The sequence below is a fragment of the Actinoallomurus bryophytorum genome (genome assembly GCF_006716425.1).
Classification (GTDB): Bacteria; Actinomycetota; Actinomycetes; order Streptosporangiales; family Streptosporangiaceae; genus Actinoallomurus; species Actinoallomurus bryophytorum.
Genome location: NZ_VFOZ01000001.1, coordinates 2852436 through 2869829 on the forward strand (window position 1 = coordinate 2852436; position 17394 = coordinate 2869829).

Here is a 17394-nt window from a genome sequence, read left to right on the forward strand (position 1 = left end):
TCAGCTCCTCGGGTAGGCCGAGATGTTCCGGCCGGGGACGAGCCGTACGCCCAGCCGCCCGGCGGCGGCATCCAGAACCGCGACCATCTCCGCCATCGTCTCCCCGGTCGCCGGCGTCGTCTCCAACGCGAGCCGGAAACGCTGCACACGGCCAAGACCCAGTGACCCGACCGACAGAGTCGCCTGCCCCCGCTGCTCCGCGGACAGGGTGATCCCCGCACGCTCGAGGTCATCGACAGGCACCTGCGCCGCCTCGTCGGCGAGCGGCGCGGAGACGGGGAGATCCTCCTCCTTCAGCCCCGCGACGAACCGCTCGTACGGGGTGACGCCCTCGCCCGAACCATCCTGATCCGCCAGGAGCGAGGCTCTCCGGTCGAGGGCCCGCGCGAGCGCCCGGCCGAACGACTCACCCTCCTCCGGCAGGATCGGCAGCTCGACCAGAACACCGCGGGCCTCGGGCGAGGGCCTGGGCCGGGGTGCCACGGAGATCCAGCCGGTCTCGCTCCCATCCGGATCGGGATACGTGTGGGCGCTCACCTCCCCCGTCGGCTGGTCACGGTCGAGGGCGGTCTCCCACTCCGGCAGATGAACGCGGCGGCCGGTCAGCTCGCCGACACGAGCGGCGAACGCCAATGTGGCGCGGCGGTTCACGGCCGGACCGCTCTGGCACGGCCACACCACGATGTCGGAGAACCCGTCCAGCCAGTCACCGACCAGACCGGCGAACTCGTCGCCGTCCAGTGATCGGCCGTCCGCGCCGTGCACGGCCGCGACGGCCCGCCCCGCCCGACCAGGGGAGAACCAGTGGAATGCTGTGGCGCCGGGTCCGATGGGCAGTGGACGCACGACCGGTGCCGGCGCGCCGTCCGCACCGGTGTGCCAGGCCGTGTAGGAGGTCAGCGAAGCCGCGCCGGAAAGCGCCGGCCCGCGCGCGGCCAGGTCCGGAGCCGGGTAGGAGGCCAGGCCGTGGAACCGCCCGTCCACGTCACGTACCTGGTGCAGGACGATGTCGTCATGCCAGCCGGGGTGCTCGGCGTCGCGGCGGCGGGGTCGGGCGAACAGGTCGGGCAGCGACTCCTCCAGGCCGCCGACCAGCCGGTACCCGCCTGCGGGGTTCTCCTCGATCGGGATCATCCCGTACAGGCCACGGGGCGCGCGCACTCGCAGGGTGCCGTGGTGTCCGCGCATGACGAGGTCGAGGGCGAACCGGTAGTGCCGGTACCGGCGGGTGGCCTCCTTGTTCTTCTCGTCCGTCCCGCCCAGCTCGCCGGACAGCTCCTCGGCATGCTCGCGGGCGTACTCGAAACCGCCGATTCCCAGCGCACGGGCCGCGCCCATCTCGCCGCCCGCCTCGGGACCGAAGGACAGGTGCCATCCGCCGGAGTTCTCGGAGGTGTCCTTGTCCGCCTCCGACTCCTGCGTGTAGTTGCGGCCCTTGAAGTTCGTCCCGTCGGCCGGGCCGATCACCTCCGCGCCCACGATCTCCGCGCCGACGATCGTCTTCCGGCCGCCGACCGGCACCTCGTACGCGTTCCGCAGCACGTCCTTGATGCCCGGCCGGATGGTGTTCTGCGCGGTGAAGTGCAGGTACCGCACGCCCGGCCAGGTGGTGAAGTCCAGGCCTGGGACGTACCAGGCGCGCGGTGCGTTCAGGTTCTTCGGCCGGCCGAACGGAGAGGAGGGCAGCCCCGCCCATCGCTCCACCGCGTCCGCGAACGGGACGCCCCACGGGTGGAGGTTCTCGATGAGCGTCTCGACCGCCTCCGGGTCGCGGCCGCCCCAGGGCAGGCGGGTGTCCCAGACCGGGTTCTTCCCGAGCACGGGTTCGAGCCCGTCGGCCGGCGCGTCCAGGAGCGCGATGTGGTCGGGGACGAGCAGCCGGAGCCGGCCCGTCACGGGGCCGGGTTCGACGACATGGTGCCGCAGGAAGATCCCATGGGCGTACCAGAGCCTGCCGAGGCCTCGGGCACGCGTGAGGCGGCCGAGGCCGACGGCCGTGAGCCCGAGGCCACGGGCCGGCACGTTGAGGATCTCCGGGAGCTCACCGCTCAGCCCCATCTCGATCCGGAACGCCAACGGGTGCCCGTACTCCTGCGACCCCTCCCGCGTGCCGGCGCGGTAGATCTCCAGCGTCTTCTCGGTCTTCTCCACACCCCGGGCGGAGGACCGGTTGAACCCTCCGCTCCCCTCGATCCCGCCGTGGTCGCCGTCGTGCCCCTCCTTCCCGGCGCGGGTCCGCAGGTTGAAACCGCCCCCGTACCCGGACCCCGACGACTTCGTGACGGTCTTCTTCCGCTGCCCCTCGTCCCGCAGCGTCAGCTTCACCTCGGGCCGCGCCAGTTGTTCGTCGGCGGCGGCGACGCGCCCGGTGACCCGGACCCACACGTAACGAACGGCGCCGAACGCACGCGGCAGCGGAATCCAGCGGATCACCCCCGAGCCGGTGAGAGCGATGTACTGGTTGCGTAACGCGTCGGAGGAGTACGCCGCCTCCAGCTCCTGCGTCAGCAGGTTCGGCCGGTCCCCGTGGCCGGGCAGCGGACGCAGTACCTTCTCGTCGCGCAGCCAGCTCTCGATCCTGGGCAGGACGTCCGCGGCGTCCATCGTCTCCGGGTACGACATCCCCTGCAGCAGGCCGGGCGGCACGTGACGTGTCGGGGTCCGCGGAACCGGTGGCGTCACCCCTGGCGCGGTCAGCCCGAGGTCGAAGATCCGCCGCTCGGGGATCACGACGTCGAGCGCGTCCGTCGCACGCAGGTGACGTGACTGCCAGGTGACCGAGTCGCCCTTCCAGCGGATGAGGGTCACCTCGAAGACCGGGTCCATCCGATACGTGTGCGTCCGCCCGCCGTACGTGGCGCGGGTGATGTCCACCGGGCCCTGCTCCTGGCCGTGTTCGCTCTTGTGCTCCCAGCGCGCCTCGCCGTGGACGGTGAGCTGGATCCGCCCGCCCGGCCCGGTGTTCTTCGCGCTCTCCGGCGAATGGCCGCCGAAGTCGCCGTCCTCCGGGCTCAGCGAGTGGGGGGCCTCCGCCTCGCCTCCCAGGCGGAACTGTGGTCCGGCCGAGAACGTCGGCCCGGCCTCCCACTTGTGCTTGATCTCGTCCTTGTACGCGGCGTTGCTCTGGGCGTACTGCTCGATCTCGGTGTCGTCGCCGGCGTACAGGTGACGCGGCCGGTACCCGCGCAACCGGACGCGCAGCGCCTGCTTGCGGCCGTCCTTGCCCCGCGGCAGACGGACGTACCGCCCTGTCCGGCTCGTCAAAGACGCGAAGTGGGCGGCGAGTCCACCAGGACGCGTCGCGTTCTTGATGGCTTCGGGCCATTCGCCCGAGTCATCCAGCCAGGCGTCCGGCAGGTCGTTCGCCCGCGCGTACATGCGTGCGGCCAGCCGCCACAGCTCCGGCAGGACGAAGAACGTCGGGTACAGGCCCGAGACCCCGCGCGTGAGGGCGACGCCCGTGCCCTGCGGCCACTGCCAGGACTCGGAGGTCTGCCGCGCCGCAGCGATCTGCTCCGGCGTCGGCGGTATCACCGGACGGTGCTCGCGGGGCAGGACGAACCGGCCGGTGACGTCCCCACGCTGGTCGATCCACCAGATGTCGGCCTGCCCGCCGGGCGACCGCACCGACAGCCCATAGATCACGTTGTACGGGTGCTCGTCCACCTCGCCGGTCGTCTCGGTGCGGCGGTAGGACTTGACGCCCCCTGTGAGCTGGCGCTTGGGCGAGTAGGAGTACCCGCCCTGCGCGCCGACGGCACCGAGCGCGAACCGTAGCCACGAGAACGCCGTGACCCGCGCGCCGAGCCCGGCCCCCAGCCGGATGCCCAGCTCCGTGGCGCGGTGTCCATTCGACGACGCGGCCGCCAGCGCCCGCAGGTTGACGGTCATGGAGTAGGTGGTGCCGCGGTTCAGCCGCTCCATCAGATACGCGCGGGCGTACAGCCGGTACTTCCGCCCGCCGACCGACACCGTCCGCTCGATCCCGGCCATGGTGGTCGACGGGTCCGCCTCCAGCGCCGGACGGCTGTACCAGGCGGCCAGCTGCAGGTCCGCCTCCGACCAGTCGGCCTTCGCGCCCTTCGACAGCGTGTTGTGCCACCGCTCCATGACCGTACGGAGCTGCTCGTGCACGAGCTCCGCGCCGGGCAGTGTGGCGGCCGTGCCGAAGCCGAGGCCCCGGCGCGCGGCGAGCGCCAGCGGTTCGTGGTGACGGGGGTCCACCGGCATGGCCCGGTCGAGGCGCGGCGGCCGGCGGTACGCCTCCTTGGGCACGACGCCGTACGGGCCGCGCAGCAGCGTCCGCACCAGGCGCTGCGCGAACGCGCCCCCCGCGGGCAGGGTCGAGCCGGTCAGCCGGCGTTCGAAGTCGGCGGCCTCGCCCTTGGGCACCCCGACCTCCGACTCGGCCACACCCGAGACCCGTGGGATGTCGTGTGTGGTCGAACGGATGTCCACGTTCACCCGCAGCCCGGACCGGTAGCGGGCCTGCGTCATCTTCCGGTTGAGAACGGTGTGGCCGAGGGCCTGCTCGGCCATCCCGTGACCCGCCGCGCGGGAGAAGCCGAGCGTAAGCCCCGGCCCGTGCGCGAACCCCTTGCCCGCGTCGTCGTGGTGGTCCGGGTGGGTGAGCCCGGCCGCGTTGAAGCCAAGCCCCAGGGACGCGCCGCTGTCCTTGCCCCGCCCCGGCTTGTCGGTCAGGCCGCTGCCGGTGTCCTCTCGCACGGACACGTCGCTGTCGCCGAAGTACTGGAGCGTCTCGATGTCCGCGCTGATGAGGAAATGCCCCTCGAAGGAGCTCGTGCGGCCCGTGGACACCCGGAGTCTCTTCGTCGGAACGCCGCTGCTGAGCAGCAGCCGGCTGCGGTTGCGCGCCGACTTCTCGGTCAGGTGCTCCAGCGCCTCATCCATCACGGTGAGCGCCGACCCGGCCGGCAGCCCGGCGTCGAGGAGCCGTCTCTGCAGCTCCGCCGCCGTCGGGATCAGGTCGACCGCGTTGAGCGACTCCGCGGACTGCGAGGGTCGCCGTCCCGTTCTCGTCTCGCCGACCGTCCGCGCCGTCGTCTTCGGCCGCGGCGCATCCGGGACGGTGAACTCATTCGGCAGGTCGAGGTCGAACCGCGCGGGGAGCACGACGTCGTTCGGGCGCTCTCGTCCGTCGACGAACACGCGTACCGCGATGCCGCCGCGGAAGCGGGCGTACCCGCCCACGAACAGCTTGCGCCCCGCGATGACCTGGACCTCCCACTCCTCGCCCTGCTTGTCCGCCGAGCTCATGCCCAGCGCCGGCACTCCGGGGATGAGCGCCGAGGCCGTCCGCAGGCCGAGGGAGAAGAACGTCAGCAGGGTGCCGTCCAGCCCGGCCCAGACCTCGCGTTCCTTCTTTCCTCCAGCTGCCATCGAGGCGAAGGACACGTCGTACTCGCGGACCGTCCCCGTCGGCTGCGCTCCGACCGTCACGTCGCGCAGCACGGGCCGCAGCCACACGAGACGGCCGTCGGCGACGAGCAGGTGGCCGCGCTGGAGCAGTGCGTCCCATCCGGCCGGGTCGGCGGTCCGCAGCATCTCCCGCAGCCCGCTCTGGATGCCGGTGCTCAGCTCCGAGGTGTCGTCCGTGTGCCGGGAGCCGCTCGCGACGTGGTGGGCCCAGAGCCGGACCTCCTCCTCCGGCCACCGGTCCACCCCGCGTACGGACGCCTCGCCGAGCGCGTCGAACTCCAGGTACCACGGGCTCCGCCGCTCGGCGGGCTCCGGCTCCTCGGGAGTCTCGCCGGCCGCCTCGGGGCCGAGGTCGGTCGCCAGGTCCGCGCCGTCCTCGTCCGCCCACCGCACGCGCTTCCCGGCGACCGCGGAGTTGCGGAGTTCCGGCGAGGGCAGGACGGGCCGGTGGTCCCCGGCGCTCACCGGCTCGCCGAGGACGATCCGCAGGCCCAGGCGGAAGGCGGCGGCCTCCAGAGCGGTCGTCATCGCCGCCCACATCTCCGCCGAGGCCGCCGACTCCATCTCCATCGCGAGCCGGAGCCGTTGCACGCGGTCGAGGTTCAGCGACCCGATCGAGAGCCGGCCCTGCTGAAGGATCGCCTGCGCCTGGATCCCGGCCGACAGCGTGATCCCGGCTTGCCGGAAGACCTCGGTACCGACCAGCGCGGACTCCTCGGCGAGCGGCGCGGACTCGGGCAGGTCGTCCTCGGTCAGCGCGGCGAAGAACCGGTCGTACGGGGTGGTGCCGTCCGCTTCGGGCAGCGGCGTCGCGCTCCGGTCCAGGGCCCGCGCCAGCGCACTGCCGAACGTCTCGCCCTCTCCGGGCAACACCGGCAGCTCGACGAGCACACCTCCGGGCTCCGACGAGGTCGCGGGACGCGGCGACACGGAGGTCCAGCCGGTCTCCCCGCCCGCGGGGTCGGCGTACGTGTGGGCGCTCGCGTTCTCCGTCTCCGGGTCGTGGTCGAGGGCGGTCTCCCACTCGGGCACGTGCGCGCGGCGGCCGGTTCGCTCGCTCACGCGGGTCGCGAGTTCGAGAGTGGCGCGGCGGTCGACGGCCGTCTCGGTCTGGCAGGACCACACCACGATGTCGGTGGCGTCCCCCAGGCGGTTCTCGATCAGGTCGATGAGGTCGTCAACGTCCAGTGGTCGGGTGCCGCCGTCGTGTGTCGCGGCGGTGACCCGGCCGGCGGCGCCGTGGGAGAACCAGTGGAAGGTCTTCTCCCCGGCCGGCATGGGCCGCGTGATCGGCACGGTCTCGCCCTCGGCGTTGACGTGCCAGGCCGTGTAGGTCTTCAGCGAGGAGGCACGTGCGAGGGCGCCGGCGCGGGCCTCCATGTCCTTCGGCCCGTACGAGGCGAGGCCGCCGAACCTCCCGTCCTCGTCCCGGATCTCGTGCAGGACGATGTCGGCGTGCCACGCGGAGTCCCGCGCCGGCCGAGGCGGCGGGACGGCCGGGTGCGCCCGGCTCTCGTCGTGGCCGTTCCTCTCCTCGACCGGGCCGTTCTCGGCCTCGATCTCCTCGGTACGCGTGGCGACGTGGCCGGGCCGGTCGGCGGCGTCCGGCACGGGGCGGATCTCATCGGGCGTGGGCGCGGCCGGACCGGTCTCCTCGTCGATCGTCAGGTCCCGGGATCCCTGACGCGGGGCGCCGACGTCCGGCCCGGCCTCGGGGACGGAGCGCTGGAGGTGGAGGGCCGGGAGGCCCCGCCCGGCCAGCTCCCGCGCCCTGGTCCGGACCTGACGCGCGGCACCGGACGGCTCGGGGGCCTTCGCCGTCCCCGGGTCCCCGTCCGGCGATTCCACCCGGGTGGTGTCCGGCCGGCCTTGCAGGTCCGACCAGGACCGGAACGCCGTCCTCGGCAGGCCGTCGTAGAACCCCGCACGTACGGGCCGGTCCGTGTCGTTGAAGTACGCGTCGCCGACGTCCCGCCCGTCGCCGGTGCTGACCTGACGCTGGTAGGTCCGGTGCGGGTGCGGCGTGCTCGCGGCGTCACTCTCGACGGCGCCCGGGGCCGGGGACTCCTCGGTCCGGGGCGGCAGGGCGGGGGGCTCGGCGAGCGTGTCCCCGAAGACGATCTTGATACCCAGCGGCCGGACGGCAGCGGTGAGGACCGCCGCAAGCTCCGCCCGCGGCGGCGCGGTGGCGGGTTCGGTCTCCAGGGCCAGCCGCAACGACTGGACGCGGGTGAGCTCCAGTGTCGCGAGCGGTAGCCGGCCGCCCCGCAGGACCGCCTGGGTCCGTTGCACGGAGGTCAGCACCACGCCGGCGCGTTCGAGGTCGTGGACGTCGACCTGCCGGTCGAGATCGCCGAACGACTCGGCGGCGGGCAGGTCCTCCTCCGCCAGCGACGCGATGAGCCGGTCGTAGCCGCCGCCCGCGCCGCCCTCGCCGGTGTCCGGCAGGAGGGACGGGTCACGGTCCAGGGCCCGGGCGAGCGCCCGCCCGAACGGTTCGCCCGCCTCCGGCACGACCGGCAGCTCCACCAGGGAGGGCGCCGTCGCGTCTTCCGGCGCGACACCGTAGTGGTCGACGGTCCCGTCGGGGCGGTGGACCCGGACCTGGGTGGGCCGCCCGCCGGCGTCGGGCAGAAGGTTGATCACACCGGGCGTCGGCGCGACCTTGCCGGTCTCCTCGACGATGGTCAGGCCCGTGTCCCGTGCGACGTTCCGCAGCCCTGCCGATGACGGCTCCGCCGTGCCGGTGGCACAGCGGACGAGCAGGAGGGTCGTGAACCCCCGCCGCATGATCTCCTTGGCGGTGAGCGTGGTGAGGTGCGGCAGGTCGCCCAGCTCCGACCCGTGCCCGGAGAGGACGTACACTCGGCTTCGGTCGCCGAGCGGCACCTCCAGCGGCGCGCTGACCTCCTGGCCCGGCTTGCCCGACCAGGAGCGGAACTCCGCCTTCGCCAGGTCGCCGTAGAACGGGGAGCGCAGCCGCCAGCCCGCGTCGTCGAAGAACGCCTGTCCGACCTTGTGCCCGTCCGACGAGTGAACGTCGTGCCAGCGCGGCCGGGCCGGCGAGAGCGTCGCCCCGGCGTCGTTGATGTACTCCGGGTCGGGATACCGGCGATCCGAGTGCCGGGCCAGCTCCCTGATCAGCCGATCGGCCTGACCGCTCACGTTGCGAATCCGGCCGCGCGCGGCCCGGTTGACGCCGGGCACGTCGCGCAGAGCGTCGCGGATGGCCGCGATGGCGTGCCTCAGGGTACGGGCGGTGTCCCGGCCGGCGTCTTCGACGAACTCCTTCAGCGCGACGACGGCGTCGGCCTGGAGGTTCGACGTCACGTTCCCCCGGAAGATCGGGTCACGGACCGCGTCCGTAGCCTCCCGCGCGACGGAGCTGAGCAGGTCACGGACGTCGGTGGCCAGGTCGGCGCGGGGCGGCTCGTACATGGTGAGCGTCTCCACCGCGTCGGCCAGCGTCTCGTTGAACTCCCGTCCCTCCGCGGTGCCGTTGTTCCGGGCCACCCGCTGGGCCTGCGCGTACACCTGCCGCGCGATCCGGGCGAACGAGTCCGCCGTCTGCTCCGACCTCAGCAGGCTCTGCCGCTGCGGGCCGACGTCGCGGATCTCGGTCACGACCAGATCGCGGTCGAGCTGCCGGAAGTTGGTCCGGACGTTCATCGCGTCGTTCTGGTCGACGTAGCGCCTCAGCAGGCCCCGGGGCAGCAGCATGTTGTCGGCGTACTCGCCGAGGGTCATGCCCCGGTTCCTCAGCGGGTACTCGAGCACGGGACGCGCCCGGGGGCCGGCCTCGCGCCAGCGCCGGTGCCGGCGCGGGTGCCGCTGGTAGGTCCTGATGGAGTCGGCGAGCCGATCGGCGATGTCGGCGCGCAGTGACTCCCGGAGGTCGGCGCGGTGGCGCTCCAGGAACTCCCGGACGTCTCCCGACAATGACTCGCGAACGGCGGCGAACGAGGTGCGCAGCGTCCCGTGGATGAGGTTCTTCGCCAGGTGCTCGTCGCCGCGGACGAACGAGCGGGCGGCGGCGTAGGTGTGCGTGTTCATGAACGTCAGCGAGGTACGCGCCTCGGCGACGCCCGGATAGTGCTCCATCGCCGGCCCGGCGAACCGGCCGACGCGCAGGTCCAGCAGGTCGTCCAGGTACGTCAGCACCTGCTCGTCGCCGAACCGCACCCCGGCCTGGAAGTACCTCTTGACGTCGCTGGCGTCGGCGAACCCTTCGATGGCCCGGAGGAACGCCAGCGTGAACGTCAGCGGCGTTCCCTCGCTGATGTGCGTGTAGACCGAGTCGTCGAAGCCGGGCGGCAGGAGGATCGACAGGTCATCGGCGTCCGGCCCGAACTCGTAGTTGGGATCGTCGCCGAACAGCTCCCGCAGCGAGGTGCCGCGGAAGCCGGGCCCGGCCTCGCCGTCCCGCAGCCGCACCGCGTTGTTCAGGCGCCGCCTCGCGTCGCGGATCCCGGCCTGGACCACCGCGGGGTCGTAAAGCTGCTCCTCACCGGACGGCAGTACCCGCTCGCGCCGGGAGACCACCTCGACGATGTTGACGGAGACGCGCCTGACCTTGCCCCGCCGTGACGCCTGCGCGGCCCGTTGCGTCGCGTAGTAGCGTCCGCGGGCGACCCAGAGGTGGGTCGTGTCGGTCTCCACCACCACGCCGGTCGCGCGGTTGAAGACGAGAGTCTCCTCGGTGCCACGGAACGTGGTCGCGCCGTGGCCGTGGACGACGTGCTGGAACTCGTGCTCACGCCCCTGCGCGGCATAACTCAGGTCCTCCGGCGCGAGCCGTAGCGCGTCCACGTCGTACGGCCCCGCCGGCAGGGAGTCCGGATCCACGGCATGGCCGGTCGCGTCCGTCACGATGAAGCGCGTGTTCCCGCCGGGCGACGGCGCGTCGTCCTCGACGGGGTACACCCGCAGCCCGGGCCCCTCCTGCGTCTCCAGCCAGAACAGGTGGCCGCCCTCGTTCCGCATCGCGAACGCGTGGCCCGGCCCCGTCTCCATCGAGGTCAGCTCGAACGCCATCGAGCCCGGTCCCAGCCGCCTCAGCAGGGACGCGACGCTCTTCGGCGGCCCGTCCAGCGGACGCCATTCCCCGCCCGTGGCCGCGGCCAGTTCCTGCTCGGGCCGCCGGGATCCGACCGTGAAGTCGTCGCGGGACACCGCCGAGCCGCCGTAGAACTCCCGCCGCACCGCATCCAGCCGGTAGACGCAGTCCGCCGACGTTCCGTCGTACGGCGGCAGCACCCTGCCCAGCCGCGTCTCCAGCGCGGCGGCCAGGATGAGGCGTTCCCCGGCCGAGCGGGACAGGGCCTCCTGCTCGGCCTCCCGCAGCTCATGGCCGGCCCAGAACTCGCGGTGAGCGGCGTATACCTCGTTCTCGGCCCGCGTCTCGGTGACGGGGTTGGCGCGCTCGGTGATCACAGGGTCTCGTCCGTAGAGGCGCTCCAGCAGGGGCAGCAGGAGGATCTCCTGCACGCGGGCCCAGGCCGCACCGTTGTGACGCTCCAGCCCGGTGAACGGGTCGGGCCCGGCGTTCAGGCCCAGGTAGGCGTTCGTCACCTGCGCGAAGTACTCGTCCTCGTCCTGGGCCGAATAGTTGATCCGGCCGGGGCGCTCCGGGTTCGTCCGAGGACCGTCCGGCCACTCCACGGGACGGTTGAAGGAGTCCGCGCGTGCCTTCGCGGTGAACGCCTGCGTGATGAGCAACCGATCTCCGGCGGTCAACGCGTGGTAGTGGATGAGGTGCGCGAACTCGTGCGTGGCGGTGGAATAGCCCTCCGCCATGAACCGGTCCCCGATCAGGGCCGTCTCCCCGAGGATGTTCTCCTCCGGGACCGCGACGGCCTTCTGGACGATGCCACCGGCTCCGCGCACGTCGTCCCAGACCCGGACCGCCGGTCCGTGGACCGCCTTGCCGGCCAGGTGACGCCACGGTGCCAGGGACGTCAGCCGCTCTCCCCTCGGCAGGACGATCACTCGCGAACCGGCGAGGATCAGCTGTTCCGCCACCTTGGGATCGTGCAGCATCGGGGTGAGCAGCGCCTGCAGCCGATGCCGTGCCGTCACCGGCCGTTCGACCTCCGGCGGCATCTGGATCATCAGCTGCGCCACGGCGGACGCGAACTCCGTTCGGAACAGGGCGTCCTCCGTACGGGACAGGCCGTCCTCCGTACGGGACAGGGCGTCGCGGAGGCCGCGGACGAAGTCCGGGTCCGACGCCAGCCGCTCGCGGTCCGCCGCCGGCATGGACGCCAGCTCCGACTCGCGCGCTTCGGCCGGCATCGCCGCCAGCCGCGCCGACTCCTCCGCGGGGGAGGGAACCGAATCCAGCCCGGTACCGAGCTCCTCCACCGGAGAGGACGCGCGGGGAGACGGCGACACCACGGACGGGGGCTCGGGAGCCGTGGAGGGACCGGCCGGAGTGGTCGTCGACGGTTCGGATCGCACCGACCGGCCCACGGCTCCCCACGCGGAGGATCCACGGTCACCGACCCGCCTCAGCCGGCCCTTCAGCTTGGTCCAGTGGTACCGGATGACCTCCCCGGGCGGTGCGGCGAAAGACATGCCGATCGCGCCCGACCCGCCCGCGCTCGTGGTCAACGTGACGCTCGAGGTCACATTGACGGTCTCGTGCTCGTCTCCGTTACCGCCCTCTGTCTCCTGATCGCCGCCCTCCGCATGGCGCTCGGCCGGCGGTGGGGGGACCACGCCGTCGACCATCAGATGGGCGACGGCGGTGACCAGGTATCGGGGGCTCGTGTCCTGAGGCAGGTCGCGCAGCGCCTCCTCGATCTGTCCACGGTCGACCTCGCCGCCGAGCCAGCGCCCGCCGAAGCCGAGCAGCCGCGCGTTGACGTCCGCGACGAAGCGGTCCGGCACCGGAGTGCCGGCCCACGCGCCCTGGGCCGGTGACGCCTGGGCAGAGGAGCCCGGTCGCTGGGTCCCGCCGTACGCGCGGAGCAGGTTCTCCAGGTTCCTGGCCTCGCGGCCCATGACGTCGAGCCGTTCTTGTGCCCGCACGTGCGCCGGCGTGTCACGTAGGCCGTTCGCCACGAACCCACGGCGGAAGCGGGCGCGGATCTGGTCGACCTGGGCGTTGAGGTCACGGGCGGCGTGCGGAGCGAGCCCGCCCGCGATCCTGGTCAGCTCGGCGGCCGCGCGCGCCTGCCGCCGGTCCAGCCATCCGACGTGGCGGTCGAACTGCGCACGTGCCGTGGCCGCGGACGTCTCCGGCGCCGGAACGGACCGCACCCTGATGTTCGCCGGCGCGTCGGGGCGTGTGCTCCGTGTCCCCTGGAAATGGCCGGGCCGGCGGATGAAGCTGAGCTCGGCTCCCCCGTCCGGGCCGAGCGTGGTGACATAACGGTCCTGGATGAGCGTGAGACGCAGGCCGAGTTCGTACCCGGCCAGGTGCGCGACGAGGTCACCCGCTTCGTTGCGCCAGGAGTCCATCCGCCTGATCTGGTCCACCAGCCGGGCCTGCTGTTCCTGGATCGTCGTCCCGTCATCGGCCACGTGGAAGAAGTTCGCGTACCGCGACGGCAGGCCCGCGGCCCCCACCGCGAAGTCGGCCTCCAGCCGGTCCGCCAGGCAGTCTCGCAGCGCCTGCACCGCTTCCCTGCGGGTGACGGCACGACGCACCCCGGGAATGTGCCGCTCCAGGTACCGCCCGGCGATGACGATCATGCTGTTGTAGAAACAGTTCCGGTCCGCGGGAACGTCGATCTCCTCGAGGTGCCGGGCGCGGAGGGCCGCCTGCAGGCGGTTCTCGTCGAACGTCAGCGCCTCCCCGAGCAGGGCCCTCTCCGCCGCGTCCTCCACGGACGAGTCGCCGGGGAACCGCGGCCGGCCCTTGCCCTTCGCACTCGCGACCGGCCTGGCCAGGACGAAGGTGTGCCGGCCGTCGTCGACGTCCGCCAGGCCGTCCCGGTCCTCCGAGACGCGGATCGTGCCGTCGGCGTCCATACGGCGGTAACGGCCGCCCGGCAGCACCACCGCGGCACCCGTGTGCTCAGGGCCGGTGAAGTAGATCATCGTGCCGGCGGGAAGCGTCGCGGGAAGCGTGTCCGTCCGCTCGGCCTGACGCCCGAACTGCGCCGCCAGGATCGAGCGGACCGTCTCCACCGGCTCTCTCAACACCGCGACCTCGGTGAGGAACGCGATCGCCGCTTCCGGGGCGGTCCGCAGGACGCCGGCCGCGGTCGTGGGCTGCGCCGGTCCGGTGTGGAGAAGCCACGAGACGGGTGCGTACGAGGCGAGTGCGCCCTGGCCGTGCCAGCCCTCCTCGGCCAGGTCGGCGCGGGCGATCCGGTGCCGTCCGGCCGCGTTGACGTACAGGTGCGGATCCGCCAGCGACGGGCTGTCCACGGTGACGTTCCGTAGCCGCACGGGCGGTAGGGTTCCCTCCTTCCCCTTGGTGAGCTGCGTTTCCGTGCCCTTGCCCTTGGTGTCCCCGACCGTCTTTCCGATGCCGGCGGACTTGCCACTGCCGACGATCTTGGTAGTACGGATCGGCCCCCAGGCCGGGGCCTGTTCGTCGCGGCCCACCGGCGTACGGCCGATGACGATGGTGTGGGGCTCGCCGTCCAGCGCCGCCGACAGGTTCCGGCGTGACACGCCGAAGGTGGCGCCCTCCCTGGGCAGGAAGATGCGGTATCCGTGGGCGGTCGCGAGCGCGGTCCCGGTGCCGGTCGGCCCGGAGAACCAGATCCACGTGTCGGCGGGCAGATCGGCAGGGAGCCGGTCGACCGACTCGACCAGCATGCCGGGGTTCTCGCCGAACGCCGCCCGGACGCGCTCCTCCGGTGTCCGGGCGGACCCGGTCAGGTAACGCACCGCCGCGCCGAGGGCGCCGCGTGCGACGTCCTGGACGGTGGTGGCCCGTTTCGGCCCGCCCGTCATGAGCCAGAGCACCGGGCGGAAGTCCGACAGCGCACCCAGTCTGGTCCAGCCCCGTACGGTCAGCCCGTCCGGTCCGATCCCGTGCTGCCCCTCGTCGTTGCGGTAGACCTGCGCGTCGGCCGGCACCTCGCCGCGCTCCGCCGTTGCCAGGCTCACGATGCGCCGCGCCGGCGCACCCGTCAGCCCGGCCACGAGCTGGCCCCGGTCGGTGATCCGGTGCTCGAACGCGAGCACGGACTGGTACAGCGTGGACCGCACACGCGCGTTCGGGTCCCGTACGGCCTGCCTGGCCAGGGCGGGGTCCAGGTGGTGCGCGACGGTGGCGAGCGCCAGGTCGCGTACCTGGCGGAACGACCGCGTCCGCGCGGGCGCCGCGACCAGTTCGGCGGGCGGGTGGAGCAGCATGCCGTCGGCGCCCAGGTCCAGCGAGCTCAACCCCGTGGCGTTCTCCGGGGCCACGACCGGCAGCCCGGTCTCGGACTCGAACCACCGGTTTCGCCGCCCGTGGTTCACGACGATGAACCGTCCGCCGGTACCCGCGCCGTCCGTGGTCACGACGAGCGCGACCGCGCCCTGACCGGCGGTGTCGAGCGTGCGGTGCAGATCGTCGATCGCCTGGCGTGTCGTCGGCGCGGCCCGGGGCCGGTACGCGAGGTCGGTCCGCCGCAGGTCCAGGCGGCCCTCCGAGGCCCGTAGGCGTCGATCGGCCCGCTCTACCTCCCGGCTCGTCCACGGCGCCCGCCGGGTGTCCCGCCCGGTGGCGCGCAGCTCGGTGAGCAGGGTCTCCGCCTCACCGGCCCGCCGGCGCGCCTCGCCCAGGGACCGGGCGAGTGGCCGGAGCGCCTGCTCGTGCGGCGTGAGCAGCGCGCGCTGCGCGACCCGCTGCTCCTCCAGAGCCGAGATTCTTGTGCGCACCGAGGCCAACGCACCCGAGTCCGGCTCCTCGGCCTGGTTCAGGAGATTTTCCTGTCGCTTCAGCGTGGTCAGCTCGGCCTTGATGCGGCTGATCTCCCGCCGCGGCCCGGTGGTGTTCGCGGTCACCCTCGCGTGCTCGGGCGTGATCCGGGCGATCACCGCCCGCCACGCGGCGGCGGCGCCCACGGCCCGGTCGAACAGGCCGGGCAACGCCGCGTGGGCCGTTGCCATCCGTCCCGACCGTTCGGCGGCCTCGGCCAGCACGGCCTGCTCGAAGGTCTTCTGGTTGGACCAGGAGGTGCGGTAAAGCCGGCCCAGGTCGGCGTCGCTGAACGCGTGATCGGCGGCGAGCTCGCGGACACCGTCCGGCCAGAGCCCGGCGGCCGAAGCGTCGCGGGCGCTCAGCGTGGAGTCGTCGAAGGTCGCAGGATCGAAGGCGTGGATGCGGCCGCTCGGGTCGGCCCAGTGGCTGCGCACGGTCCCGTCCGGCTGTTCGACGTCCACCCGGACGTGCGAGACCAGCTCGCGCGCGATGTCGCGGGCGAGGTGGACCGGGTCCAGGCCGAGCAGCGCCACCTCTGGCGGCAGAGCGGCCGGAGCGCCGACCGCGTTGTCCGGGCGCAGCGCGTGCACCTGGTTGACCTCGTGGATGATCTGGGTGATCTCGTGGTCGACGGGGACGCCGTTCAGGTCGGCGTACAACGTGCTGTCCGGCAGCGCGGCGCGGTTCCGGTACGTCGTGACGCTCCTGGGGACCGAGGCGCTCATGCCCGCGGCTCTCAGGTCCTCGGTGATGGACGTGGCCGCCCAGTTGAGAATCGCCCGGTAATTCGCGGCCCGCACGCTCGCACCGTGGGTGAGTACCAGCGGACGACCGGCGTCGCCCTGCGCCCGGAGGTGGCGGACGAGATGGTGGTGGGCGCGGGAGGCGGTGTATTCGAGCTCCGCCGCCCGGACGAGCAGCGGGGCCAGGTCGCGCCGGGGCGCGGTGCGCAGCCTGGTCCACTCGAGCGGGTCCACCCGGCTCGCCAGCGCCAGCTGGGCCTTCTGCAGGTTCTCGCGGTGCTCCTTGAGCCACGTCTCGTACTGCGCCTCGTAGATCTTGAAGTACGTGGTGCCGAGAATCGGGGCGTCGCGCGCCGGGTCACCGGCCTTCGTCGGCTTACGCAGGAGGTGATGGTGCATCTTCTGCGTGTGCAGCCAGCTCAGGGTGCGCACGCGGATCTCCAGCAGCGCACCGAGTTCCTTGGCGTCCTGCTCGCGCCGGTAGTTCTCGGTGCCCGCGCTGTTCTGGTTCGCCGACGTGGTGCGGCTGCCCGAGTCCTTGAACTCCCACGTGTGGTCGGGGCGCTGCGGTGGCGGGTTGTCTCCCTCGGGCTGGGGAAGCGGGTTGATCAGGTCGTTGCCGGCTATGGCGTACTCGCCAGTGGTGCGGATCCCGTCCGAGCTGTTGTTCGCGGTGGTGCCGCTCTGGTGTTTGATGTAGCGGCCGGTGCCGGTGTCCTCGACCACCCGTCCGATGATCTGCGGGTCGAAGAGCTCCATCTCGAGCGCCATCGCCGCGCGCTCGCTGGAGTCACCGAAGCCGAACAGGTCCGGGGGAAGCTCGTACCGGTCGCCGCCCGTCGCCTCATGCAGGTGGTTCGCCAGGTGCGCTCGCGAGAACACCGTCGACAGCGCGAGGCTCCTCAGCCTGTCGGGATCGCCGGTCTTGGCGCCGAGCACCTTCTCGTACCACTTCGGGCCGAACTTCTTGGCGATCGCCGCCTTGGCGGCGATCGGCACGTCGTCCGCGAGCACACCGGTGACGTAGACGTTGGAGGGGAGCTTCGGCATCGGGAGGACGTCGGGCAGCTGCTCCGGGCCGTGGATCACGCCCGCCTCGCTCAGCGGGGCCGGTATCTGAACGTCCAGCTTGCCGTGGAAGGTGGTCTGGGCGGTCTTACCGTGGTTCGTCACACTCTTGGTCGCGGACAGCAGCAGGTTGTTCAGCGGACGGCCGGACGTCTTGACCCACCGGGCGTTCGCCTGCAGGCTCTGCCGGTACCGCACGACGTCGACCTCTTTGAAGTGGAAGACGGTCTGTTCTTTGACCGCGTTCTCCGCGTGCGTCGTGCCACGGTGGTG

1 protein-coding gene (cut by a window edge) is annotated in these 17394 nt (G+C 72.5%); it reads right to left on the reverse strand.

Annotated elements, in window-relative coordinates; genetic code table 11:
* Positions 1–17394: the 3' end of a toxin glutamine deamidase domain-containing protein gene (locus tag FB559_RS13375; RefSeq protein WP_141955915.1), read on the reverse strand. The gene runs 28929 nt beyond the window's last position; 17394 of the gene's 46323 nt are visible here — the last part of the coding sequence; the start codon falls outside the window, past its right edge; its stop codon occupies positions 1–3.